Source organism: Microbacterium sp. ProA8 (assembly GCF_039905635.1).
In the GTDB taxonomy this organism is placed as follows: domain Bacteria; phylum Actinomycetota; class Actinomycetes; order Actinomycetales; family Microbacteriaceae; genus Microbacterium; species Microbacterium chionoecetis.
In genome coordinates this window covers 26,546-49,909 of sequence record NZ_CP157000.1, presented here as the reverse complement: position 1 = coordinate 49,909, position 23,364 = coordinate 26,546, and the positions used below count along the sequence as shown (strand labels likewise).

Below are 23,364 nucleotides of genomic sequence, written 5' to 3'. Positions count from 1 at the left end.
CGACGCGCGCGACCTGCATCCCAGCGTCATCGGCTGACATGCGGCCCGGGAACCGCCGACTCCGTCACCACCGCGCTGCTGCGACAAGGGCCGGTCGCGGGGCGAAAAGCGAACACGATTCGGCACAACCCGCGAGTCGGGGTTAGCATGCGGAGCGGTGCCTGTGCCACCCGAACGCATAGGGACCCGATCCCGCGGTGCCTGGCACCGCGTCTCTCCCCCACCCTCGCTCGGAAAGCACTTCAATGCCGAAGCCCCAGCCATCGCCCTATGCCGTCGACGACACCGCCCCCCGTCGATCCGTCGGGCGGACGGTCGGCATCACCCTGTTCAGCATCGTCGCCGGCATCGTCGTGCTCGCCCTCATCGCCGTCGGCTTCGTGGCGTTCACCGCGCAGCGCTCGTTCCCGCAGCTCAGCGGCGAGGTGAAGGCGCCGGGCCTCGATGCACAGGTGACGGTGCAGCGCGATGTGCTCGGCATCCCGACCATCACGGCCGACTCTTCGCACGACCTCTTCTTCGCGCAGGGATACGTCCAGGCGCAGGACCGTTTCTGGGAGATGGACTTCCGCCGTCACGTGACGAGCGGACGCCTGTCGGAGCTGTTCGGCGAATCTCAGCTCGGGACCGACAAGTTCCTGCGCACCCTCGGCTGGCACGCGACCGCCGAGCAGGAGGTCGAAGCGCTCGACCCGATCGCGCGTGCCCACTACGACGCCTACGCCGACGGCGTGAACGCCTACCTCGCCGAGAACCAGGGCGCCGACGCCTCCTTCGAGTACGCGGTACTGGGTCTGCAGAACCCGGACTACGAGATCGAGCCGTGGACGCCCGCCGACTCGGTCGCGTGGCTCAAGGCCATGGCCTGGGACCTCCGCAGCAACATCGAGAACGAGACGGAGCGGGCGGTCCTCGCCGCGGGCTTCACCGAGGCGCAGATCGACGGTCTCTACCCGGGGTACCCCTTCGACCGGAACCCCGTCATCGTGCCCAAGATCGCGACGGTGCCCGCCGTCGGGACCGCGCCCGACCTCCCCGCGGAGGGCGAGGCCGCTGAGGGTGAGGGCGAGACCGAGGGCGACACGGGAGGCGATGCTTCGGGCGACACGGATGCCTCCACCGCCGCGATCGAGTGGACCGAGGCCGACAGCGTCATCGACGCGGTGAGCGAGCTGGTGGGCGACGCGGGCGAGGGCATCGGCTCGAACTCGTGGGTCGTGTCGGGCAGCGTGACCGACACCGGGATGCCGCTCCTCGCCAACGACCCGCACCTCGGCGCCTCGCTGCCGAGCGTCTGGCACCAGATCCAGCTGAAGTGCTCGACGGTCTCCGAGGAGTGCCCCTTCAACGTCGCCGGCTTCGGCTTCTCGGGTCTGCCCGGCGTCGTGATCGGCCACAACGAGCGCATCGCCTGGGGATTCACCAACCTGACCACCGACGTCACCGACCTCTACCTCGAGAAGCTCGAGGGCGACTCGTACTGGTACGACGGCGCGCTCGTGCCGCTCGAGACGCGCACCGAGACGTTCAAGGTCGCCGGCGGCGAGGACGTCGAGCTCGAGGTGCGCTCCACGGCGAGCGGCCCGATCGTGTCGGGCCTCACCGAGGACTTCACCGCCATCGCCGAGAGCCCCTACGTCGGCACGGGCGGCACGGTCGTCGCGCCGACCGATGCCCCGGCGGGAGACTACGCGGTGAGCCTGCGCTGGACCGCACTCCAGCCGGGGACCACGGCATCCGCCATCTTCGCGCTCAACACCGCGCAGGACTTCGACGACTTCCGCGGCGCCGCGGCCCTGTTCGACGTGCCCGCGCAGAACCTCATCTACGCCGACGTCGACGGCAACATCGGCTACCAGACGCCGGGCAAGCTGCCGATCCGCGGCGCCGGCGACGGCTCGATGCCGCAGCCCGGCTGGGATTCGACGTACGCGTGGCAGGGCTTCATCCCGTTCGAGGAGCTCCCGGTCTCGTACAACCCCACCGAGGGCTACATCGTGACGGCGAACAACGCGATCGTCGCCGCGGACTACCAGTACGGCCTCACGGCCGACTGGGACTACGGCTGGCGCGCCGCGCGCATCGACGAGCTGATCCAGCGCGCGATCGCGAAGGGGCCGGTCACGGCCGACGACCTGAACGCCATCCAGGCCGACGACTACTCCTTCATCGGCATGCGTCTGACGGCGGCCTACTCCGAGATCACGACGGGCGATGACGAGACGGATGCCGCACTCGACCTCCTGCAGGAATGGGACGCGCAGAACAACGCCGACTCGCCGGCCGCCGCCTACGCCAACGTGCTGTGGGACACCCTGGTCGAGAACGTCTTCGTCGACGGACGCGAGAACCCGGCGCCCCTGAGCGGCCAGGGGCGGCTGTTCCTCGTCGTGGACGCGCTGCTCGACGACGAGGCATCGCCGTGGTGGACCAACGAAGAGCTGGGCGTCTCCGGCATGGCCGACATGCTCAAGCGCTCGGCGATCGACGCGTACGAGCGGCTCGTCGACGAGCAGGACGACAACCCGTCGCGGTGGAACTGGGGTTCGCTGCATGCGCTGCCCCTGACCAACGGCAGCTTCGGCGAGTCGGGCATCGCGCCGATCGAGTGGCTCTTCAACCGCGGACCGTACCCGGTCGGCGGCGGCTCGTCGGTGGTCAACGCGACCGGCTGGGACCTCGGGCAGAGCTTCGAGACCGTCACCGTGCCGTCCATGCGCATGATCGTCGACCTCTCGGACTTCGACGACTCGCGCTGGAACCAGCTCACCGGCCAGAGCGGCCACGCCTTCCACACGAACTACACCGACCAGGTCGAGTCCTGGCAGAAGGCCGAGCTGACGCCGTGGGCGTTCTCGTCGAAGGCGGTCGACGCGGCCACCACCGACACCCTGGTGCTGATGCCCTGACGCGTCTCGACGAGCCGCCCTTCTCCGCGGGGTGCAGCACGTTTCGTCTCGCTCGTTCCTCGCTCGCTCAACGACCGAGGGACAGGTTCCGGTCGTTGAGCGAGCGACGCCAACGACCCAGGGACAGGTTCCGTCGTTGAGCGAGGGAGCGCCAGCGAGCGAGACGAAACGCCTGAGCCCGCGGCGAGCGCGGGTGGATTGATCGCGAGGTGCGGCGCCGATCGAATCGGACCGCGATAGTAGGGTGCGGAATGCCACCGACGGCCAGGCTGGATGTCGAAGGAGGAACCGTGATCGCGATTCTCAACCGCATCGTCGAGGACGTCGAGGAGCACCTCGCCGACGACATCGACATCGCCGGCCTGGCGGCGAGCCTCGGCACGACGGAGTACCACGTCCGTCGCATGTTCTCGTCGCTGGCCGGCATGCCCCTGTCGGAGTACATCCGGCGGCGGCGCATGTCCGTCGCGGCAGCCGATGTCGTCGGCGGCGATGACCTGCTCGGCATCGCGGTCCGCTACGGCTACGGCTCGACCGAGGCGTTCGGCCGGGCGTTCCGGGCGGTGCACGGCGTCAGCCCGGGCGACGTGCGCCGAGACGGCGGTCCCCTTCGCACACAACCGCAGCTCAGGTTCCGCCTGACCGTAGAAGGGAACACACCCATGGACACCCGCATCGCCGAACTCCCCGACCTCCGGCTCGTCGGCCACGCCGCCCGCGTGCCGCTCATCCACGAAGGGGTCAACCCGCACATCCAGGCGCACATCGCCGCGCTTCCCGCCGAAGAGCACCTCCGCCTCAAGGCACTGAGCAGCACCGAGCCCGCGGGGCTGCTGCAGGTGAGCGCCGACGTCGACCCCGATTACACCGAGGGCAGCGAGCTGACCTATCTGCACGGTGTCGCCGTCGGCGAGGGCACCAGCGTGCCCGACGACGTCGACGTGATCGAGGTGCCGGCCGGGAGCTGGGCGGTGTTCCGCACCTCCGGACCGTACCCCGCAGCTCTGCAGTCCACGTGGGCCGCGACGGCCGCCGACTGGTTCCCGTCGAACCCGTGGCGGCTGCGACCCGGCCCCTCCATCGTCGCGGTCCTCGAGCGCGCCGACGACTTCAGCACCTCGACGACGGAGCTCTGGCTGCCCGTCGAACGGGCCTAGCCGCTCACGGACGCCGCGGTCGTACCCTGGGTGCGGATGGCTCGGCGGAGCGCGGGCACTCGAGGAGGCGTCGAAGGTGGATACCGAGAGCGGTGCTGAGACGGATGCCGATACGACCGCAGGCCCAGACGCCGGCGGGCCGCCGCGCACCACGTGCGTCATCGTGGGCGGCGGCCCTGCCGGCCTCGTGCTCGGCCTCCTGCTCGCCCGCGCGGGCGTGGCGGTCACGGTCCTGGAGAAGCACGCCGACTTCCTCCGCGACTTCCGCGGCGACACGGTGCATCCGACCACCCTCGGCCTGCTCGACGACCTCGGCCTGTTCGACCGGTTCGACGCGCTGCCCCATTCGCGGATCAGCCGGGTCGTCCTTCCCGGCCCCGCGGGGCAGGACGTGCAGATGGCCGATTTCTCGCGCCTGCGCGTGCGGCATCCGTATATCGCGATGGTGCCGCAATGGGACCTGCTCGACCTCATCGCGGATGCCGCCGCCGCCGAGCAGCCCTTCTCGCTGCGCACCGAGCATGAGGTGACCGGCGTCATCCGCGAGGGCGATCGTGTGGTCGGCGTGGAGTACTCGTCGCCGGCAGGCGACGGCCGGCTCCTCGCTGACCTCACTGTCGCCTGCGACGGCCGCTGGTCGGTCGTCCGCCGGTCCGTCGGCCTGCCGGCGCGGCAGTTCCGGGTCGGCTTCGATGTCTGGTGGTACCGCGTCAACACGGCGCAGCCGCTCGGCGAGTCCCTGCTGCCTCGCATCGGAAGGGGCCGCGTCGCCATCGCGATCCCCCGCAAGGGCTACGTCCAGGTCGCGGCCCTCGGGCACAAGGGCACCGACGCCGCCGTCCGTCGCCGGGGAATCGACGTCTTCCGCGCCGACACCGCGCAGCTGCTCCCCGAGCTCGCCGGCGACGTCGGCGGCATCGCGTCCATGGACGACGTCAAACACCTCGACGTCCGCCTCGATCGCCTGCGCCGCTGGCACGCGCCCGGCGTGCTCTGCATCGGCGACGCCGCACACGCGATGTCGCCGGTCGGAGGCGTCGGCATCAACCTCGCCGTGCAAGATGCCGTCGCCGCGGCGCGCATCCTCGCCAACCCGCTGCGTCGCGGCACGTTCCGCGGCCCCACGGCCGACGGCGAGCGCGTGCTCGCGCGGGTGCAGCGCCGGCGGACGCCGCCCACGGTCATGATCCAGGCGCTGCAGCGCTTCATCCACGCGCGCCTCATCCTGCCCGCGCTCAGCGGCGCAGGAGTCACCCCGCCGCGCCGGCTGATCCGCGTCCTCCGTCGCCTGCCCGGACTGACCGTCATCCCCGCGTTCATCATCGGCGTCGGCCCCCGACCCGAGAGGGCGCCCACCTGGGCGCGCCGCCCCGCGAGCACGTCGCGCTGACAGCGGCCCGGGGCGCCGGCGTCGGCTTCGGCCTCAGCCGCCGGCGGCAGGCGGAGTCTGCTTGGAGTCGGCGAGCTCGTCGACGTGCAGCGCGGTGTGGTCGATCGTGCCGTTGCGGTATGCCTGCCGCCCGACCATGTGCGCCGAGAGCGGCGCCGTCGCGAGCTGGATGAGCACGATCGGCACCAGGAAGGCCACGACCGGCCAGGATCGCAGCGACAGCGCGACCGCGAGACAGATGAGGATCAGCCCCAGCACCTGCGGCTTGGTCGCGGCGTGCAGGCGCGTCGGCACGTCGCGGAACCGCAGCAGCCCGATCGCGGCGGTGAGGCACAGCAGGGCGCCGATGAGGATCAGGATCAGCGACGCGACGTTCAGCCCGGCGTCGAGGGCGGTTGCGGCATCCATCACTGTTCCTGATCCCTTCTCGCCACGAACCGGGCGATCGAGATGGACCCGAACACGCCCACGGCGGCGATGATCAGCAGCACCGGCAGCGTACGCGTGTGCTGGTTGATGGCCATCTCGGCCCCGAGCACGCACATCACCTCGGTGAGGAGCACATCGGCTGCCACGGCCCGGTCGAGGATCGACGGCCCGATCACGATCCGCCACAGCGTGAGGAGCGCCGCCACGCCGAAGACCACGTAGATGGCCAGCATCAGGAGGTTCATCGCCCACTCCCCCCGCTTCTCAGGATGTCTGGGCCGCGGCCCGCGCTTCCTGCGCCTCGGGCAGCATCCGCTCGAATGGCCCGCAGCTGCGCCCGCGAACCCACCGCGCGCACAATGCGCGCCTCCCACGAGCGCACCTTGGCGCGCTGCTTCTCGACGCCGGCGTCGTCGCGCACGCCGATGACGTGCAGGTACAGGATGCGGCGGTCTCGATCCGACTCGACGATCAGCGAGCCGGGGATGAGGGATGCCGTCACGGCGGTGTGCGTCATGATCAGGTCGTCGTCGGTGCGCAGCTGCACGCCGATGATCGCCACGCCCGGCTGCCGGCGGAAGTCCAGCACATGCCACGCCACCGTGAGCGAGCCCTGCACCACCGCCACGAGGAACTCGAGCACGAAGACGAAACCCCACCAGAGGTTCACGCGCCCCGAGAGCTCGACGGGCGGCAGCCGGAAGATGCGCGTCACGATGACCGCGGCGGCCAGTCCCGTGAGGAAGGCGAGCCACGTGAACTGCCCCCACAGCAGCATCCACAGCGCGATGAGCCAGACGAAGAACGGCAGCTGCCGCCACACCGTCAGCGTCGCGCGGCGCAGGCGGTTCCGGGGCAGGTCGGGGCTCACGGCGTCTTCTCCGTACTCTGCAGGTCGTCCTGCAGCTGCGTGAGCGACACCGGCTGCAGCAGCGACTCGCCGATGCGCGTGCACACGTCGTAGAGGGGTCCGGCGAAGACCGTGAGCGCGACGGTGATCGCGACCATGCCGGTCGTCGCCGCGGTCATGATCTTCGGGATGACGCGGCGCTCGGTCTCGACGCCGGCCGCGGGCGCCGCGCCGAGGTACGAGATGCGCGCCTCGGTCTCGGCCGAGTCGTCCTCTTCGCGCCAGAACGAGAGGTTCCACGCGCGCATGAGGGCGTACAGCGTCAGCAGACTCGTGGCGATGCCCCCCACCATCAGCACGATCATGATCGGCGTGCCGACCTGCGCGGCGGCGTCGAACAGCGCGAACTTGCCGATGAAGCCGGAGAACGGCGGCAGTCCGCCCAGGTTCACGGCCGGGATGAAGTAAAGCACGGCGATCACCGGCGCGGCCTTCATCAGCCCCTTCACCCGGAGGATCGACGTCGAGCCGGCGCGGCGCTCGACGAGCCCGACGGCGAGGAACAGGGTCGTCTGCACCACGATGTGGTGGACCATGTAGTAGATCGTCGCCCCGATGGCCGCCGGAGTCGCGATCGCGAGCCCGAAGATCATGTAGCCGATGTGGCTGACGAGCGTGAACGAGAGGATCCGCTTCAGCTCCGCCTGCGCGACCGCGCCGAGCACGCCGACGATCATCGTCGCGAGCGCGACCCACATGAGCAGCTGGTTCACGTCGTTGTAGAGGAACAGCTCGGTCTCGGTGCGGATGATCGCGTACACGCCGACCTTGGTCAGCAGGCCCGCGAACACCGCGGTCACCGGCGCCGGGGCGGTCGGGTACGAGTCGGGGAGCCAGAACGACAGCGGGAACACGGCCGCCTTGATGCTGAACGCGAGCAGCAGCATCAGGTGCAGGATCAGCTGCGTCTCCTGCGGCAGCTCGCCCATCCGCTCGGAGATCTGCACCATGTTCACGGTGCCCAGCGCCCCGTAGATCATCGCGATCGCGGCGAGGAACAGGATCGACGACACCAGCGACACCACGATGTACACGACGCCGGTGCGGATGCGGGATTCGGTCGAGCCGAGGGTGATCAGCACATACGAGGCGACCAGCAGGATCTCGAACCCGACGTAGAGGTTGAAGAGGTCGCCCGCGATGAACGCGTTGAAGATGCCGGCGCCCAGGATCAGGTACGACGGGTGGAAGATCGAGACCGGGGTCTCGTCGTCGCCGTCGGCGGCACCCTGCCCGACCGAGAAGAGCAGGACGGCGAGGAGCACGATGCTCGACACGACGACGAGCAGCGCCGAGAGGCGGTCGACGTAGAGCACGATCCCGAACGGGATGGGCCAGCCGCCGACCGAGACCGCGATCGGCTCGTCGCCCGCGTCGACGACGTACAGCAGGACCGCCGCGATCACGAGCACCGATGTGAGGGTCACCACCGAGACGGCGACCTGCGTCTTGCGGTGGCGTCCGGCGATGAGGGCGATGGCGGCGCCGAGCAGCGGCAGCGTCACGAGCAGCGGAACGAGGGCGGGGGCGATCTGCGTCACGCGTCATCACCTCGATCGCGCTCGTCGGTGCGACGGCGCTGCTCGGGGCGGTCGACCGGCGCGTCGTCGCGGAGTCCGGCGAAGTCGCGCGTGCCGAGGATCATGATCGGCGCGGTGTCGGTGCCCACGAAGTCGGTGGTCGCATCGTCGTCCGTGTGCTCGATCTCGGTCTCCTCGTCCATCGTGTCCTCGTCCGCGGGGCCGCGTTCGCGGACCTCGAGGTCGGCGATGTCGTCGGTGACCGTGTCGGCCTGACCGAGCTGCCACGAGCGGTAGATGAGCGCGAGGAGGAACGCCGAGACCGCGAAGGTGATGACGATGGCGGTGAGGGTGAGGGCTTGCGGCAGCGGGTCCGACATCTCTTCGACGGATGCCGAGCCGAAGAACGGCGCGACACCCGGCGCCCCCATCACGATGAGCAGCAGCAGGTTCGTCGCGTTGCCCAGCAGCAGGAACCCGATGAGCACGCGGGTGAGACTGCGTTCGAGCATCGCGTAGACGCCGCAGGCGAACAGCACGGCCATCACGATGATGAGCACGAGCGAGACGTTCACGAGACGCTCACCCCCTGCTGCTCGCGGGCCTCTTGGGCCTGACGGTCGACCTCCGCGCCGAGGCTGCGCAGCACGTCGAGCACCAGGCCGATCACGACGAGGTAGACGCCGACGTCGAAGATGGTCGAGGTCACGAACTCGACGTGGCCCAGCACCGGCAGCGTGGTCTCGAAGAAGACGCTCGACAGCGGTGGCAGCCCGAAGAAGACCGGCACCACCGCGCAGGCGACCGCGATGGTCATGCCGGCGCCGAGCAGACGGCCCGCGTCGGTGGGCGCTGCAGCGCCGAGCTCGTACCGGCCGCCCGCGACATACCGCATGACGAGCGCCATGCCCGCCACGAGGCCGCCGGCGAAGCCGCCGCCCGGCAGGTTGTGGCCGGCGAACAGCAGGTACAGCGACACGATGATGATCGTGTGGAACAGGATCCGCACGATCACCTCGAGCATGATCGAGCGGTTCTCAGGCCGCACCCGCTGGCCGCCGACCAGCCACGCCATGCGCCCGCTGCCGCGCTCATCGCCGCGCTGCTTGAGCCCGTCCGACGTCTCGACGAGAGGGCGGCGCGCGCGCGTCGCGCCCGAGGGCAGCGGCTGGATGAACCGCGACAGGGTGTCGGCCCGGTGGGTGACGAAGACGAGGGATGCCACACCCGTCGCCGCGAGGATCAGCACCGACAGCTCGCCCATCGTGTCCCAGCCGCGCAGGTCGACGAGGGCGACGTTGACGACGTTCTTCCCATGCCCGAGCTCGTAGGCCAGCTCGGGGAAGCGCTCCGAGATCGGCTTCTCGACCCGCGCCCCCGTGGCGACGATCGCAATCAGGGCCATGGTGACGCCGACCGCGGCACCGAGCACGGCGCGGGCGATGGGCCAGACCGAGGCGTTGTGCTCGCCGAGCCGCGAGGGGATGCGGCGCAGCACGAGCGCGAACGCGACCAGGGTCACGGTCTCGACCAGGATCTGCGTGAGGGCGAGGTCGGGCGCGCCGCTCGTCGCGAAGAGGAGCACCATGCCGAGCCCTGTCACCGAGACGAGCACGACGCCGGTGTAGCGCTTGCGGGCCCGGATCGCGATCAGTCCGGCGGCGATCATGAGCGGCGCGACGAACAGCTGCGTCGGCGTCTGGAAGGCATCGAGCTGTGCCCGCCATTCGTTGCTCGCGATCAGCGCCGTGCCCTCGGCGGCGACGAAGACGACGAAGATCGTGCCGACGTACACCGGCAGCGAGCCGCGCTGAGTGAGGCTGGTCGTCAGGACCGAGAGGCGCGCGATGCCGCGGAGCGCGCCGTTGTACGCCTCGGCGGCGGTGAAGGGCAGCAGGCGCTTGACCGGGCGCCAGCCGCGGGTCGCCCAGAAGACGAGGACGCCCAGCGCGATGGAGGCGAGCGAGATCCACAGCGCCGCCTCGAAACCGTGCCAGACGAGCAGGTGCGCGGGGTGCTCGGGAGCGGTGACGCCGGCGGTCGCCGCAGGCGCCTGATCGGCGTACGGGGTGAAGACCTTGTCGAGCCACGGCGCTGCGACACCGGCGACCACGGTGAGGCCGGCCAGCACGATCGGGGCCACGAGGAAGCCGATGGGCGGGTCGGGCCATTCCGTATCGGGCATACGGTCGCCGTCCGGCTGGCGCTTGGTCGCGAACGCGCCCCACACGAAGCGGATGCCGTACCCGGCCGTGAGCACGGAGCCGAGCGCGATGCCGACGAGGGCGACGATGCCCCACACCGCGCCGCCGAGCGCCTCGTGCAGGAGCGACGCGAGCGCACCCTCCTTGGCGACGAACCCGATGGTCGGGATGATGCCGACCATCGAGGCGACGGCGATGATCGAGAACGTGGTGAGCACCGGCGCCTGGCGTGCGACGCCCGACAGCTCGGTCAGGTCGCGCGTGGAGAGCTGGCGGTCGATGACGCCGACGACGAGGAACAGCGCCGACTTGAAGAGCGCATGGCTGAGCAGCAGCGCAAGACCCGCGAGAGCGGCATCCCTCGTCCCGTATCCCAGCACCACGGTCAGCATGCCGAGTTGGCTCACCGTGCCGAACGCGAGCACGCGCTTGAGGTCGGTCTCGCGCAGCGCCTGGAAGCCGGCGAGCAGCATCGTGAAGACGCCGAGCCCGACCACGATCGGCCGCCAGGTGGGGGCGATCGCGAACACCGGGGCGAGGCGGGCGATGAGGTAGATGCCGGCCTTCACCATGGCGGCGGCGTGGAGGTAGGCGCTCACCGGCGTGGGCGCCGCCATCGCTCCGGGCAGCCAGAAGTGGAACGGGAAGATGGCCGACTTGCTCAGGGCGCCGACGAGGATCAGCACGAGTGCGGCGTCGACGACCGCCCCGGTCGGCGCCTCGGCCAGGATCGTCGAGATGCTCGATGTGCCCGCGTCGACGACGAGCAGCACGACGCCGATCAGCATCACGAGTCCGCCGAGCGTGGTGACGAGGAGTGCCTGGAGTGCGGCACGTCGGCTCGCCGCGCGTTTGTTGTAGTACCCGATCAGCAGGTACGACAGCACGCTGGTGACCTCCCAGAACATCACGAGCACGACGAGGTCGTCGGTGAGGACGAGCCCGTACATCGCGCCGGCGAAGGCGAGGAGCACCGCGGCGAACTGGCCGAGATTGTCGGTCTTGCCGCGGAAGTACCAGCGGCAGTAGATCATCACGAGCGCCCCGACTCCGGTGACCACCAGTGTCATGAGCCACGAGAGGGTGTCCATGCGCATCGACAGGTCGATGCCGAGCGGCGGGATCCAGGCGTATGTCTCGAAGGGAATGTCTCCCGCGACGATGCGCGGCGTGAGCACGGCCGCGTGCACGAAGGCGGCGATCGGCAGGACCGCGGCGACGTAGAACGCGCGAGCGCCGATGCGTGCCACGAGCCACGGCAGCAGGATCGGCACGACCGCGAACGCGCCGAGCACGAGGAGCATTCGGGCCTCCTCGTGGTCGTCGGCCTGCGTCTGTCGAAGGCGGACAGCGCAGAGGCCCAGGCGATCGGGGTGTCGGAATCATCCTACCCGGCGCATTCCGATGCTTGACCGCCGCGGCATACATCAGCCCCGGGTACGCCGCGTCGGGCCAGGGCCGAACGCCGGGTCAGCCCTCGATCGACGCGGGGCCGGTGGTGTTGCCCTCGCGGAACGTGCAGGTGAAGCGGATCGAGGCCGCCGGGGCGCCCTCGAGCATCGCGGCGACCGCCGCCCCCGCCGCGCGGCCCTTGTCGGTCGCCGGCTGCACGAGGGTCGTGAGCTCGTACGGGGCCAGTCCGTCGACGACGATGCCGTCGAAGCCGGTGACGCTCACGTCCTCGGGCACCCGCAGGCCCGCCTCTTCGGCGGCGCGGATCACGCCGGCGGCGAGAAGATCGCTCTGCGCGATGACCGCGGTGGGCCGCCGCTGCGGATCGGCGAAGATCGCGCGGCCGGCCGCGTGCCCCTCGTCGATGAAGCTGCCGGCGGCCGCGTAGGTCGAGGCATGCGGGAAGACGTCCAGAGCACCGGCCAGCCGCTCGCGGGTGACGTCCACCGCGATCGCGGCGCCGTCGTCGATCCAGCCGCGCTCCCAGCCCGCGCGCACCGGCAGCGCGACGACGGCGACCTCGCGATGCCCCAGAGCCCGCAGATGGCTGGCCGCCTGGCGCTGCGCCTCGCGGTTGTCGAGGCCGATGCGGGGAATGTCCTCGCCGGCATCGCCCTCGATGACGACGACCGGGATGCCGCGTGCCCTGACCGTCTCGAGCGACTCGCGCAGCAGGCCGCTGCAGCCGATGAGCACGGCGGCGTCGAGGGGTGCGGTCGTGAGCGAGGGACCGACCCCGGTGGGATCGTGGTCGCGGAGCAGCAGGAGCCCGGCGCCGATCGGCGTGACGGCGTCGGCGAGGCCGTCCATCATCAGCGTCTTCACGGGGTCGAGGAACGCCGTGCGCAGATGCTCCTCGAAGACGACGCCGACGATTCCCGAGCGCCCGCGGCGCAGTGACGCGGCCCGGGGATCGGGACCGGTGTAGCCGAGGGCGGCCGCCGCATCGATCACCCGGCGCCGGGTCGCCTCCGACACGGGCGTCTTGCCGCTGAAGACCACGGAGGCCGTCGACGGTGAGACGCCTGCCTCACGGGCGACGTCCGAGATCGTGGCACGGCGGGTGCCGGAGTCCTGACGGCTCATGTCGTGATGATCGTAGCCCGTCGCGCGCCCCGGCCGGGTCACCTGTGCGAAGCGGGGTCGAATCGATTCGGTAAAGTGTCCGGATGGACACCGTGCTCACCCGGACGCAGCTGGTCGGCTGGCGCACCGCGATCTTCACGATCTTCTTCGTGACCGGCCTGGGCTTCGCGTCGTGGGCATCGCGGCTGCCCGCGGTGAAGAACGACCTCGGCATCACCGATCTGGAGATCGGCGTGCTGCTGTTCGTCTCGGGCGCGGCGTCCATCGTCGGGCTGTCGCTGGCGAACGTCATCGTCGTGCGGTGGGGGGCCCGTCGCGGCATGATCGCGACGATCATCGCCTTCTCGCTCGGCGTGATCGTCGTCGGCCTCGGCGTGCAGTTCTTCCAGTCGTATGCGATCACGGCCGTGGGGCTGGGCCTGATGGGCATCGGCATGAGCGCCACCGACGTCATGATGAACGTCGAGGCGGCGGCCGTCGAGCAGGCCTTCGAGCGGACGCTCATGCCGCTCTTCCACGCGTTCTTCAGCATCGGCACCGTGGTGGGCGCGGGGATCGGCGTGGCCATGGCCGCCTGGAACATCGGCGTCGCCTGGCACCTGTGGGGCATCGGCGTGCTGGTGCTCGCCGCCGGGCTCTTGTCGCTGCGGGCGGTGCCGACGCGCGAGATCGTCCACGACGACCCGGCGACCACGACCACCCGGCGCGAGCGATTCGCCGAGGTGCTGTCGGTCTGGCGCGACCCCCGCACCTACGCGATCGGCGCGATCATGCTCGGCATGGCGTTCGCCGAGGGCAGCGCCAACGACTGGCTCGCGATCGCCGTGGTCGACGGTCACGGCCAGACCGAGGCGGTCGGCGCCGTCGCGCTCACCGTCTTCTCGGTGGCGATGACCGTCTTCCGCATCCTCGGCGGGCCGCTCGTCGACCGGATCGGCCGGGTGTGGACGCTGCGGATCCTCGCCGTCATGGCCGCGATCGGCCTCGTCATGTTCATCCTCGCGCCGTCGCTCCCGATCGCCTTCATCGGCGTGGCGCTCTGGGGTGCGGGTGCCTCGCTGGGCTTCCCGCTCGGCATGTCGGCCGCGGCCGACGATCCGGCCAAGGCCGCGGCATCCGTCTCGGCCGCCGCCACGATCGGCTACCTCGCATTCCTCTGCGGCCCGCCCATCCTCGGCTGGATCAGCCATGAGATCGGCATCCTCCCGACCCTCTGGATCATCGTCGGCCTCATCGTCATGTCGGGGCTCGCCTCGGGGGCGGCGAAGCCCATCGCCGGCTCGCAGGTCGGCGCCGGCCACGCCCATCACTGAGCGCGGCGCATCCGGCCCGGGGCGCTGCTCGCAGCCGCGGGGCTAGGCTCGTCGGGTGCGTCTCGTCATCGCCCGGTGCTCCGTCGATTACACGGGCCGGCTCAATGCCCACCTGCCGCTCGCGACCCGCCTGCTGGTGCACAAGGGTGACGGCTCGCTGCTGGTGCACTCCGACGGCGGCTCGTACAAGCCGCTCAACTGGATGAGCCCGCCGTGCCGCCTGGACGTCGAGATTCCGGATGCCGATTCCGCCGCGGCCGGAGTGCTCGAGCACTGGCGGGTCACGCACGCGAAGACCGGCGACGCGCTGCTCGTGCGCATCTACGAGGTGCTGCATGACACGTCGCACGAGCTCGGCATCGACCCCGGCCTGCAGAAGGACGGCGTCGAGGCCGACCTGCAGCGCCTGCTCGCCGAGCAGGTCGACGTCATCGGCGACGGCCTGACCCTCGTGCGACGCGAGTTCCCGACGGCGATCGGCCCCGTCGACCTGCTGCTCCGCGACCCCGAGGGCGGCACGATCGCCGTCGAGGTGAAGCGGCGCGGCGACATCGACGGCGTGGAGCAGCTCACCCGATACCTGGAGCTGCTCGGCCGCGACCCGCACCTCGCGCCCGTGACCGGGGTCTTCGCGGCCCAGGAGATCAAGCCCCAGGCCAAGGTGCTGGCTGCGGACCGCGGCATCCGCTGCGTCACCCTCGACTACGAAGGCATGAAGGGCATCGAGTCCGGCGCCCCGCGTCTCTTCTGACCGCCCCCACCAGCCCGTCGCGTGACAGCGACAAGGGCTTGTTCATGTCGTCAGGAAAGTACATACTGTCGCGCAGACAGTTCTTCTGACGAACGGATGCCGCGCAATGACGCTCGACGACTTCCGGCGCGAGATCGCCGAACCCGCCATCGACTTCCGCCCCGAGCTGCGGTGGTGGCTCGCAGAGGGGCTCCACAGCGATGCGACGCTGCGGCGCGAGATCGAGGACGCGCACCGCCTCGGCTTCGGCGGCATGGAGTTCCTCGCGATGGACGAGGGCGCGATCGACCACGCGCGCTACGGCTGGGGCTCGGAGGAATGGGTGCACGACTCGCAGATCGTGGTCGAGGAGACCACGCGCCGCGGCATGTCGGTGAGCTTCACGTCGGGGACGAACTGGTCGAACGCGAACCTTCCGACGATCGACCCCGACCAGCGCGCCGCCGCGCAGGAGCTCGACGTCGTGCACGAGACGCTCTCGGCCGGGCAGGCGCGCAGCGGCGCGCTGCCACGGATCGATCTCGAGGCTCCGATCGCCGAGACGACGCTGCCCGGGCACCGCGGCACCATCACGCAGCAGCACCTCGTCGCCGTGGTGGCGGCGCGCGTCACCGGGGACGGGCTGCTGGATGCGGCATCCGTCATCGATCTCACCGAGGAGGTGGACGGTGAGGCGCTGGAGTGGACCGCTCCGGGTGGCGAGGGCGACTGGCGCCTGTTCGCGTACTGGGTGCACGGCACCGGGCAGACGGCCTCGCCCTCGGCGAGCGTCAACTACACCGTCAACTACCTCGACCGCGACGGCGTCGACGCCGTCATCGCCTACTGGGATGACGTGGTCCTGACGCCCGCGCTGCGCGCCGAGGTCGCCCGCAACCCGCGCGCGCAGATGTACATGGACTCGCTCGAGCTCTCGACCTACGGCGCGGGCGGCATGTTCTGGGGCTTCACCGTCGCCGACGAGTTCCGCACCCGGCGCGGGTACGACATCACGCCATGGCTGCCGTTCCTCACGCGCGACGCGCCGTTCATGGCGGTCTCGACCGTCTACCACCACCAGCCCGCCGACGGGGCCGACCGGGTCACCGTCGAGAAGGTGCGGTTCGACTACGTGCGCACCCTCACCGACCTCTACATCGAGAACATGCTGCGCCCCTTCGCGGCGTTCCTGCACGAGGTCGGCATGACGCTGCGCGCCGAGATCAGCTACGGCCTGCCCTTCGAGCTGACCCGCCCCGGTCCCGAGGTCGACGGCATCGAGACCGAGTCCCTCGAGTTCGGAGCGCAGATCGACGCGTACCGGCTCATGGCGGGTCCCGCGCATCTGTTCGGCAAGCAGTACTCGTCCGAGACGGGCGCGACGACGCGCAACCACATGCTCGACCACCGCTTCTACGACCAGATCATCGCGACGCAGCTGGCGGCGGGCATCACCAAGACCGTGCTGCACGGCTGGGCGAGCCCCGCCGGCGCAGAAGGCGTGACGGAGTGGCCGGGCCACGAGGGCATGTGGCCGATGTTCTCCGAGCGATTCGACACCCGCCAGCCGGGATCGGAGTTCTACCCGCTGTGGACCGCCGCGATCGCCCGCCTGCAGTACGCGCTGCGACGCGGCCGGCCGCGCATCGACGTCGGCATCCTGCGCACCGACCACTTCACCGACAACCTCATCGGCATGGCGCTGATCGGCCCGAACGGCGAGCGCATCCCCGACGAGGTCGCCTACGGCACGATGTGGATGCGCGACCGCGAGAACCACTGGTGGCAGGACCTCGGCATGCAGGACGCCGGCATCACCTACGAGTTCTTCGACGGCTCCCTCTTGCTCCGCGACGACGTCGCCTTCGACGGCGACGAGGTGCAGCCCGCCGGCCCGGGCTACCGCGCGCTGATCGTCTACCAGAGCACGCTCGACGCCGACGTCGCCGCGCACCTCCTCGCGTGGGCGCGCAGCGGTCTGCGGCTCGTGATCGTCGACGGTGCACGCGAGCTCGAGTCGCTCATGGCCGGACGCCACCGCACGCACGAGGCGGCGGCATCCGCCACTCCCGGTCTCGACGGGCGGGACGACGAGCTCGCAGCGATCATGGCGGAACTGCGACGGATGCCGGGGGTCCGCGTCACCGCACCCTCCGGCGTCGTGGCGGCCCTCGACGGTCTCGGTGCGGGGGGCCGTGCCCGGTTCGTCGATGACGACCCCCGCGTGCTCACGCACCTGCGCCAGGACGGCGACCTGACGGTGCTGTACGCGTACCACTTCCTCTACGAGACCGCGGAGCCGACGACGGTCGGGATCGCGCTGGAAGGCACCGGCTCCGCGCACCGGCTCGACGCGTGGACGGGCGAGCTGCGCCCGCACCGCGGCGCGCGCCGCGACGGCGACCGCACGATCGTCGAGCTCACGCTCGCGCCGGGAGAGGTCGCCGTCGTCGTCCTCGACAGGACGTCGGATGCCTCTGACTCGGCCGCCCCCGCCGTCACCGAGATCGCCCGCCCCGAGCGGTGGCGCGTGGTCGTCGAGAGCTGGGACGCCGGCGAGCCCGAGGTGCTGACGGAGGACCGCGGCCTCGGCTACGTCTCTCGCGAGGTCCGCCCGACCACCGCCGTCACACGCCTCGACGCCGGCGAGACGGAGCTCGTGCCCTGGTCCGAGCTGCCCGCGGTCGGCCCCGACGTCTCGGGTGTGGGCGAGTACACCACGACGATCTCGGTCTCCGACATGCAACCCGGCGCGCGCTACGTCCTCGACCTCGGATCGACGTGCGGCGGCCTGGGCTCGGTACGCGTGGGCGACGGCACCGCGCGGGGATTCGACACCGCGAACCCGATCGTCGACGTGAGCGGCGACCTCCGCCCGGGCGACAACACCGTCACCGTGCGCGTCGCCAGCTCTCTCAACAACCGGCTCCGCGCCCGCGGATACTATGAGCGCGTCCCCGACATCGGGGCGCAGCTCACCGGGGAGGCGCGCACGCAGAACGCGGTCGTGCGCGAGTACGGCCTCGTCGGACCGGTGCTGCTGCTGCGCGAGGACTGATCCGGGCACCGCATACGGCGAGCCCGGCACCGAGAGGAACGAGGAACGATGGCCCGAGGCGACGTCGACCCCGGTGCCTCCGCCGACCTGAGTCCCGTCATCGGCGACGACCCGCTCGACCTGCGCCTCTCGCTGGCGTCGATCGTGCACTGGGCCGACAGCACGGGCGTCCGCCGCGACGTGATGACGAAGGTCGCGTTCCCGATCGATGACATGGGCATGTTCCTCGTGGTCAATCAGCTCTCGTACAACGGCGCGATGCGTCCCGTCGAGCTCTCGCTCGCACTGGGCCAGACGCCGACCAACATGAGCAAGATCGTCGGGCGGCTCGTGCAGGCGGGTCTGACGGTGCGGGTCGCCGCACCCGACGACGACCGCGGCGTGCTGGTGGCGCTGACCGACGAGGGGCGCCGCATCGGCGAGCGCATCATGGCGACCGCCGAGTCCAACATGGAGACCCTCCTGGCCGACTGGTCGCCCGCCGAGCTGGATGATCTCCGGCGCATGATGGCGCGGCTCGCCCGCGTGCACCGGCGGGATCGCTGAGTCCTCGGCGGGAGCCGGCGCGGAGGGCCGGGCGACTGGCGAATAGGCTGGTGGCATGCCGAGACGATCGCCGTGGACCTGTGTGCTGTGGGACGTGGACGGAACGATCGTCGACGCGTCCGACGGCATCCTCCGCCGCCTCACGATCGCCCTCGAGCACTTCGGCAGGCGCCCGCCGACCCGCGCCGAGCTCGTGCACTGGATCGGCCCGCCGATGTACGACTCGTTCCAGGTCAACGTCGGCATGACGCCCGCGCAGGCGACCGAGGCCGTCGCCTTCTATCGCGGCCTCAACAAGATCGACGGCTACTCGACGGGCGCCAAGCTCTTCCCCGGAATGGGTGAGCTGATCACGGATGTCGCAGCCGCCGGCATCCCGCAGGCCACCGCCAGCTCGAAGCCCGAGGTGCAGGTCGTGGCCCTCATGGACCACTTCGACCTCTCGACGTCGCTCACCGCCATCGTCGGCGCCACGCAGGACGAGAAGACCCTCAGCGCCAAGGCCGACATCGTCGCCGAGGCGCTGCGCCGGCTGGCCGCGGCAGGCGTCGACATCAGCCGTCCGGTGCTCGTGGGCGACCGACACCATGACGTCGAGGGCGGCGCCGCCCACGGCGTGCCGGTGATCTTCGTGCGGTGGGGCTTCAGCTGGCCGCACGAGTCCGAGGGCGCGCAGGCCGCCGTCGACGACGTCGACCAGCTTCGCGCACTGCTCCTCGTCGAAGAGAACGCGCGCGAGACCGCCGCCGACGCCGTCGTGGGCGCCGATGGCTGAGCTCGGCGCCGCGGTCGTCGGGTGGCTCGTGCCGGCCCTGGTGGTGTTCGGCGTGACGGCGATCGCCGTCGCCGTCCTGGTGTGGGCCGTACGGCGCGCACGGCGCTCGCCTCGCGCCCGCGCTGCGGCCGAGCGGGCGCGGGCGAAAGCCGGTGCGACCCTCGTGCAGCTCGACGACGAGGTCGGCGAGCTCGACCTCGAGGTCGCGCTCTCGGGAGCGCTCTACGGCGGGGATGCGCCGTCGTCGCTCCGGCGAGCTCGCCTGACGGCGCAGCACGTCCGCGACGACGCCTTCGAGGACTACCGCGCGATCAGCGACCCCGCCGTCGCCCCCGCCGAGGTGCGCCGCGTCTCGACGCGCATCGACAAGCACGCCGGCGAGGCGCTCGCCACGGTCGCCGCCGCGCGCCGCGAGCACGGCGCGTGGGTCACCGCGCACGTGTCTGCCGCGGGCCAGATCGATGCGACCCGCCGCCGGCTGGCCGAGCTTCGTGCGTCGATGGGCGACCCGGCCGCGCTGGTCGCCGAGCTGTCGTCGCGTTTCGCCGAGGAGGAATGGCACGCGGCCTCGCGTTCGGCGCATGCGGCCCTCTCGCGGGTCGCTGTCGCCGAGCGCCACCTCGATGCGGCCGCCACGCGCGCCGCCGACGCCTCGCTCAGTGCGCTGCCCGATCTCGCCGCCGCCGAACGGGCGCTCCGTCAGGCCGAAGCCGACGCGCGCCACCTCGAAGAGACGCACCGCCTCGTCCTGCAGGCGGCGCAGGCCGCTCCCGGAGAGATCGCGGCGGCGCGCACCGCCCTGCGCCAGGCGTCCGTGACCCGCGAGCACCTTGCCGCCCCCGACGCCGAACGGCTCGGCGGAGAGCTCCGTGTCATCGAGCAGGACCTCACCCGCATCGAGACGGATGCCGCGCGCCACCCGACCCGCACGGTCGACGCCATCGCACGCCTGCGCAATCGCCTCGACCTCGCTCTGGGTGACGCCCGCACCGCGCAGCAGCGCCTGCGGAGCGCGCGCACGGCGCTGCCCGGAACCCTCGCCGCCGCGCGCGGCGCACTCGCGCAGGCCGAGGCATCCGTCTCCCGTGCTCATGCCGGCGCCGACGCGCGGTCGCGGCTGCTCTCTGCCCAGCGCGAGCTGGCCCAGGCCCGCCAGGCCGAGGAGCCGGTGGCCGCGCTCGACGCCGCGCGGCGCGCGATGCGCGATGCCGAGGACGCCAAGGCCCTCGCGGAGGACGCCCGGCTCTCGCCCGGACACTGACCTCCCCCGCAGGAACGACGAACGCGTTCCTCGATCGCTCAACGACCGGGAGGAGAGGTCCCGGTCGCTGAGCGAGGGAGCGCCAGCGACCGAGACGAAACGCCCCGAGCCGCCCTGCCGCGCAGGTGCCGGACGGCCCACCGCTATCGTGATCGCATGAGCGACGGGGCGACTCACCGACCGAACCGCGTGCTCGCGGGCATGAGGCGCGTGCCGGGGACGCTGACCATGGTTGCGCTGATCCTCGTGGTCGGCGTGGTGTGGCAGGGGCTGTGGCGGCCCTTCGAGGAGTCCGACCTCTACGACCTCGTCGCATACGGACTGCCCGCCTTCGAGGCCGGTCGCTGGTGGACGCCACTGACGGGCACCTTCTTCGTCAACCAGCCGTGGGTGTACGTCTTCACCATCGCCGGGTTCGTCGGCATGGCGTACCTCGAGTTCCGGCGGGGCACACGGATCGCCTTGGCGTACTACTGGGTCGGCCAGCTCTTCGCGATCTTCGCGACCGCCCTGATGCTGTGGGGGTTCTCGCAGCTGCCGTGGGCGTGGGCCCAGACGCAGGCCGCGGCGCTGGACGTCGGCGCGTCCGGTGGCACCATGGCGTGCATCGCCGCGGCGATCGGCCTCTTCCGCAGTCCGTGGCGCGTGCGGGCGTGGCTGGTGCTGCTCGGCTTCGTCTTCGTCGCGATGCTGTTCTGGGGAACCCTCGCCGACCTCGAGCACCTGCTCGCCGTGCTGCTGGTGCTGTTCGTCGACCGGTCCCTGCGCATCCAGCGGACGACGATCCGCGAGCAGCGCCTCATCGCCTTCATCGCGGTCCTCGTGCTGGGCGCGGTCCAGATCGTCACCATCCTCGTGCCCACCGACGGTCCCTTCGGGCCGACTGAGCCGGCGTCCGGCGGCTTCATCGACTTCGCCGTCGACGCCATCGTGATCCTGGTGGTCGCCAACGGACTGCGCAGAGGCCGCCGCTGGAGCTGGGTGGTCGCGGTGATCCTCGCCGTCGTCAACGTGCTGACGGCGCTGCTCGTGCTCGTGGTCATCATCGTCACGAGCCAGGCGCAGCTCGAGGCGACGATCGACGCCGAGACCGAGCTCGCGCTCGCGAGCGGTGTGATGTGGCTGCTGATGCTCGTGTACCTGACCCTGGTGCGCCGGGCGTTCCGCGCCCGCCGCAGATCGGCGCTCGGCCGGCAGCCGGCGCCGGAGGTCGACGACGTCAAGCGGATGCTGCACGCCGACGGCGGCGGCACGCTGTCGTGGATGACCACGTGGGAGGGCAACAGCTACGCCCGCACCGCCGACGGCATCGTCTGCTACCAGCGCCGCGCCGGCGTCGCGCTGGCCCTGGCAGACCCGCTCGGACCGCCCGCGTCGCGTGCGGCATCCGTTCGGGAGTTCATCCAGGATGCCGAGCGCGCAGGGCTCGTCCCCTGCTTCTTCAGCGCCGACGAGGCGACGCGGGCCGCGGTGCCGGCGTCGTGGCGCAGCCTCGTCGTGGCCGATGACACCATCGTCGACCTGCCGGGCCTCGAATTCACCGGCAAGCGGTGGAACTCCGTGCGCACCGCGCTCAACCGCGCGGGCCGCGAGGAGATGACATTCCGCATGACGCGGCTGAAGGACGAGTCGTGGGGCGTGCAGCAGCAGCTGCGCGCGATCTCCGAGATGTGGGTCGGCGACAAGGGGCTGCCCGAGATGGGGTTCACGCTCGGCACTCTCGTCGAGGCCGAGGACCCGGAAGTGCGCCTCGCCCTGGCGATCGCGCCGAACGGCGACGTCGACGGCTTCCTGTCGTGGCTGCCGGTCTACGGGTCGGAGGGGGCCGTGCGGGGCTGGACGCTCGACCTCATGCGTCGCCGAGAGGGCGGCTTCGGCCCCGTGATGGAGTACCTCATCGGTTCGTCCGCCCGGCAGTTCAGCGAAGAGGGCGCCGAGATCATGTCGCTCTCAGGAGCGCCGCTCGCCCACGACTACCCCCCGGACGCCGGCATGATCGCGGCGTTGAGCGACAGACTGGCCGAGGCGCTCGAGCCCGTCTACGGCTTTCGGTCGCTGCACCGGTTCAAGCAGAAGTTCCATCCCCGGTACGAGACGATGTACCTGCTGTTCCGCGACGAGAGCGACCTCACCCGGATCGGCGGCGCGCTCACGCGGGCGTTCCTGCCGGACGCGACGCTGCGACAGTTCGCGGGGGCGGGCATCGAACTGGTGAGGGGCGACCGCGACTAGCGTCGGTCCGCGCCCGAACCGAACGCGCACAAGGGTTCGCCTGCCACCGGCGGGGGTGGGCCAGGCGCGACGAAGCCGCGGCATCCGCTCCAGAGAAGCGGGACACCGCGGCTTCGATCGCGTGAAGCGATCGATCCGCCGATCAGATCGGGCGGATGTTCTCGGCCTGGAGACCCTTGGGTCCCTGGGCGATCTCGAACTCGACGCGCTGGTTCTCTTCGAGCGAGCGGTAGCCGCTCGACTCGATCGCGCTGTAGTGCGCGAAGACGTCTGCGCCGCCTTCATCGGGAGCGATGAAGCCGAAGCCCTTCTCGGAGTTGAACCACTTGACGGTGCCCTGCGTGCTCATTACTTGCCGTTCTTCGTTGATCTCCCCGCGATTGCGGCGATTG

18 protein-coding genes are annotated in these 23,364 nt (G+C 70.9%); 10 read left to right on the top strand and 8 right to left on the bottom strand.

What is annotated here, in order from left to right:
* The first annotated feature begins 245 nt into the window (after nucleotides 1-245).
* The 3 genes from ABG085_RS00230 (at nucleotide 246) to ABG085_RS00220 (ending at nucleotide 5,456) form a co-directional block, all read left to right on the top strand.
* A complete protein-coding gene (locus ABG085_RS00230) occupies nucleotides 246-2,909 on the top strand; it encodes a penicillin acylase family protein (RefSeq protein ID WP_347977450.1) in 2,664 nt (887 codons plus the stop codon).
* A gap of 290 nt (nucleotides 2,910-3,199) precedes the next feature.
* Nucleotides 3,200-4,066 carry an AraC family transcriptional regulator gene (locus ABG085_RS00225; protein ID WP_347977449.1) on the top strand — a complete coding sequence of 289 codons (867 nt, stop codon included), beginning with the start codon at nucleotides 3,200-3,202 and terminating at the stop codon, nucleotides 4,064-4,066.
* Between the two features lie 76 nt (nucleotides 4,067-4,142).
* On the top strand, nucleotides 4,143-5,456 hold the full coding sequence (locus ABG085_RS00220; protein WP_347977448.1) for an FAD-dependent oxidoreductase: 1,314 nt from the start codon (nucleotides 4,143-4,145) through the stop codon (nucleotides 5,454-5,456).
* 33 nt (nucleotides 5,457-5,489) lie between these two features.
* Here the strand turns inward: ABG085_RS00220 and mnhG are convergent, their stop codons facing one another.
* The 7 genes from mnhG to ABG085_RS00185 all read right to left on the bottom strand — a co-directional run bounded on the left by mnhG (nucleotide 5,490) and on the right by ABG085_RS00185 (nucleotide 13,057).
* Nucleotides 5,490-5,864 carry a monovalent cation/H(+) antiporter subunit G gene (mnhG, locus tag ABG085_RS00215; protein WP_347977447.1) on the bottom strand — a complete coding sequence of 125 codons (375 nt, stop codon included), beginning with the start codon at nucleotides 5,862-5,864 and terminating at the stop codon, nucleotides 5,490-5,492.
* Nucleotides 5,864-6,130 carry a monovalent cation/H+ antiporter complex subunit F gene (locus ABG085_RS00210; RefSeq protein WP_347977446.1) on the bottom strand — a complete coding sequence of 89 codons (267 nt, stop codon included), beginning with the start codon at nucleotides 6,128-6,130 and terminating at the stop codon, nucleotides 5,864-5,866. Before ABG085_RS00210 ends, mnhG begins: the two co-directional genes overlap by 1 nt.
* Nucleotides 6,127-6,756 carry a Na+/H+ antiporter subunit E gene (locus tag ABG085_RS00205; RefSeq protein ID WP_347977445.1) on the bottom strand — a complete coding sequence of 210 codons (630 nt, stop codon included), beginning with the start codon at nucleotides 6,754-6,756 and terminating at the stop codon, nucleotides 6,127-6,129. Before ABG085_RS00205 ends, ABG085_RS00210 begins: the two co-directional genes overlap by 4 nt.
* Nucleotides 6,753-8,336, bottom strand: a complete 1,584-nt coding sequence (locus ABG085_RS00200; RefSeq protein WP_347977444.1) for a Na+/H+ antiporter subunit D — start codon at nucleotides 8,334-8,336, stop codon at nucleotides 6,753-6,755. Before ABG085_RS00200 ends, ABG085_RS00205 begins: the two co-directional genes overlap by 4 nt.
* The gene (locus ABG085_RS00195; RefSeq protein ID WP_347977443.1) at nucleotides 8,333-8,890 is read right to left on the bottom strand and encodes a Na(+)/H(+) antiporter subunit C; all 558 of its coding nucleotides are present in this window, start codon (nucleotides 8,888-8,890) and stop codon (nucleotides 8,333-8,335) included. Before ABG085_RS00195 ends, ABG085_RS00200 begins: the two co-directional genes overlap by 4 nt.
* Nucleotides 8,887-11,823, bottom strand: a complete 2,937-nt coding sequence (locus tag ABG085_RS00190) for a Na+/H+ antiporter subunit A (protein WP_347977442.1) — start codon at nucleotides 11,821-11,823, stop codon at nucleotides 8,887-8,889. Before ABG085_RS00190 ends, ABG085_RS00195 begins: the two co-directional genes overlap by 4 nt.
* Nucleotides 11,824-11,989: 166 nt before the next feature.
* Nucleotides 11,990-13,057, bottom strand: a complete 1,068-nt coding sequence (locus tag ABG085_RS00185) for a LacI family DNA-binding transcriptional regulator (protein WP_347977441.1) — start codon at nucleotides 13,055-13,057, stop codon at nucleotides 11,990-11,992.
* A gap of 83 nt (nucleotides 13,058-13,140) precedes the next feature.
* Between ABG085_RS00185 and ABG085_RS00180 the strand changes: the two genes are divergently transcribed.
* The 7 genes from ABG085_RS00180 (at nucleotide 13,141) to ABG085_RS00150 (ending at nucleotide 22,972) form a co-directional block, all read left to right on the top strand.
* Nucleotides 13,141-14,370 (top strand): MFS transporter, encoded by a 1,230-nt coding sequence (locus tag ABG085_RS00180; protein WP_347977440.1) that lies wholly within the window; start codon nucleotides 13,141-13,143, stop codon nucleotides 14,368-14,370.
* A gap of 55 nt (nucleotides 14,371-14,425) precedes the next feature.
* Nucleotides 14,426-15,121, top strand: a complete 696-nt coding sequence (gene nucS, locus ABG085_RS00175; RefSeq protein ID WP_163616331.1) for an endonuclease NucS — start codon at nucleotides 14,426-14,428, stop codon at nucleotides 15,119-15,121.
* Between the two features lie 106 nt (nucleotides 15,122-15,227).
* A complete protein-coding gene (locus ABG085_RS00170) occupies nucleotides 15,228-18,158 on the top strand; it encodes a glycosyl hydrolase (protein WP_347977439.1) in 2,931 nt (976 codons plus the stop codon).
* A gap of 48 nt (nucleotides 18,159-18,206) precedes the next feature.
* Nucleotides 18,207-18,704 carry a MarR family transcriptional regulator gene (locus ABG085_RS00165; RefSeq protein WP_347977438.1) on the top strand — a complete coding sequence of 166 codons (498 nt, stop codon included), beginning with the start codon at nucleotides 18,207-18,209 and terminating at the stop codon, nucleotides 18,702-18,704.
* A gap of 55 nt (nucleotides 18,705-18,759) precedes the next feature.
* Entirely contained in the window at nucleotides 18,760-19,479 is a 720-nt protein-coding gene (locus ABG085_RS00160; protein ID WP_347977437.1) for an HAD hydrolase-like protein, read from the top strand.
* Entirely contained in the window at nucleotides 19,472-20,740 is a 1,269-nt protein-coding gene (locus ABG085_RS00155) for a hypothetical protein (protein ID WP_347977436.1), read from the top strand. Before ABG085_RS00160 ends, ABG085_RS00155 begins: the two co-directional genes overlap by 8 nt.
* Before the next feature lie 156 nt (nucleotides 20,741-20,896).
* The gene (locus tag ABG085_RS00150; RefSeq protein ID WP_347977435.1) at nucleotides 20,897-22,972 is read left to right on the top strand and encodes a DUF2156 domain-containing protein; all 2,076 of its coding nucleotides are present in this window, start codon (nucleotides 20,897-20,899) and stop codon (nucleotides 22,970-22,972) included.
* Between the two features lie 142 nt (nucleotides 22,973-23,114).
* Here the strand turns inward: ABG085_RS00150 and ABG085_RS00145 are convergent, their stop codons facing one another.
* Nucleotides 23,115-23,321 carry a cold-shock protein gene (locus ABG085_RS00145; protein ID WP_137845695.1) on the bottom strand — a complete coding sequence of 69 codons (207 nt, stop codon included), beginning with the start codon at nucleotides 23,319-23,321 and terminating at the stop codon, nucleotides 23,115-23,117.
* Nucleotides 23,322-23,364 lie beyond the last annotated feature (43 nt).

What these genes read in the sequence shown, in the direction of transcription:
- ABG085_RS00190 (WP_347977442.1), bottom strand. Translation starts at nt 11,823, where the DNA reads ATGCTCCTCGTGCTCGGCGCGTTCGCGGTCGTGCCGATCCTGCTGCCG.
- mnhG (WP_347977447.1), bottom strand. Translation starts at nt 5,864, where the DNA reads ATGGATGCCGCAACCGCCCTCGACGCCGGGCTGAACGTCGCGTCGCTG.
- ABG085_RS00165 (WP_347977438.1), top strand. Translation starts at nt 18,207, where the DNA reads ATGGCCCGAGGCGACGTCGACCCCGGTGCCTCCGCCGACCTGAGTCCC.
- ABG085_RS00150 (WP_347977435.1), top strand. Translation starts at nt 20,897, where the DNA reads ATGAGCGACGGGGCGACTCACCGACCGAACCGCGTGCTCGCGGGCATG.
- ABG085_RS00210 (WP_347977446.1), bottom strand. Translation starts at nt 6,130, where the DNA reads ATGAACCTCCTGATGCTGGCCATCTACGTGGTCTTCGGCGTGGCGGCG.
- ABG085_RS00145 (WP_137845695.1), bottom strand. Translation starts at nt 23,321, where the DNA reads ATGAGCACGCAGGGCACCGTCAAGTGGTTCAACTCCGAGAAGGGCTTC.
- ABG085_RS00160 (WP_347977437.1), top strand. Translation starts at nt 18,760, where the DNA reads ATGCCGAGACGATCGCCGTGGACCTGTGTGCTGTGGGACGTGGACGGA.
- ABG085_RS00170 (WP_347977439.1), top strand. Translation starts at nt 15,228, where the DNA reads ATGACGCTCGACGACTTCCGGCGCGAGATCGCCGAACCCGCCATCGAC.
- ABG085_RS00155 (WP_347977436.1), top strand. Translation starts at nt 19,472, where the DNA reads ATGGCTGAGCTCGGCGCCGCGGTCGTCGGGTGGCTCGTGCCGGCCCTG.
- ABG085_RS00185 (WP_347977441.1), bottom strand. Translation starts at nt 13,057, where the DNA reads ATGAGCCGTCAGGACTCCGGCACCCGCCGTGCCACGATCTCGGACGTC.
- ABG085_RS00180 (WP_347977440.1), top strand. Translation starts at nt 13,141, where the DNA reads ATGGACACCGTGCTCACCCGGACGCAGCTGGTCGGCTGGCGCACCGCG.
- ABG085_RS00230 (WP_347977450.1), top strand. Translation starts at nt 246, where the DNA reads ATGCCGAAGCCCCAGCCATCGCCCTATGCCGTCGACGACACCGCCCCC.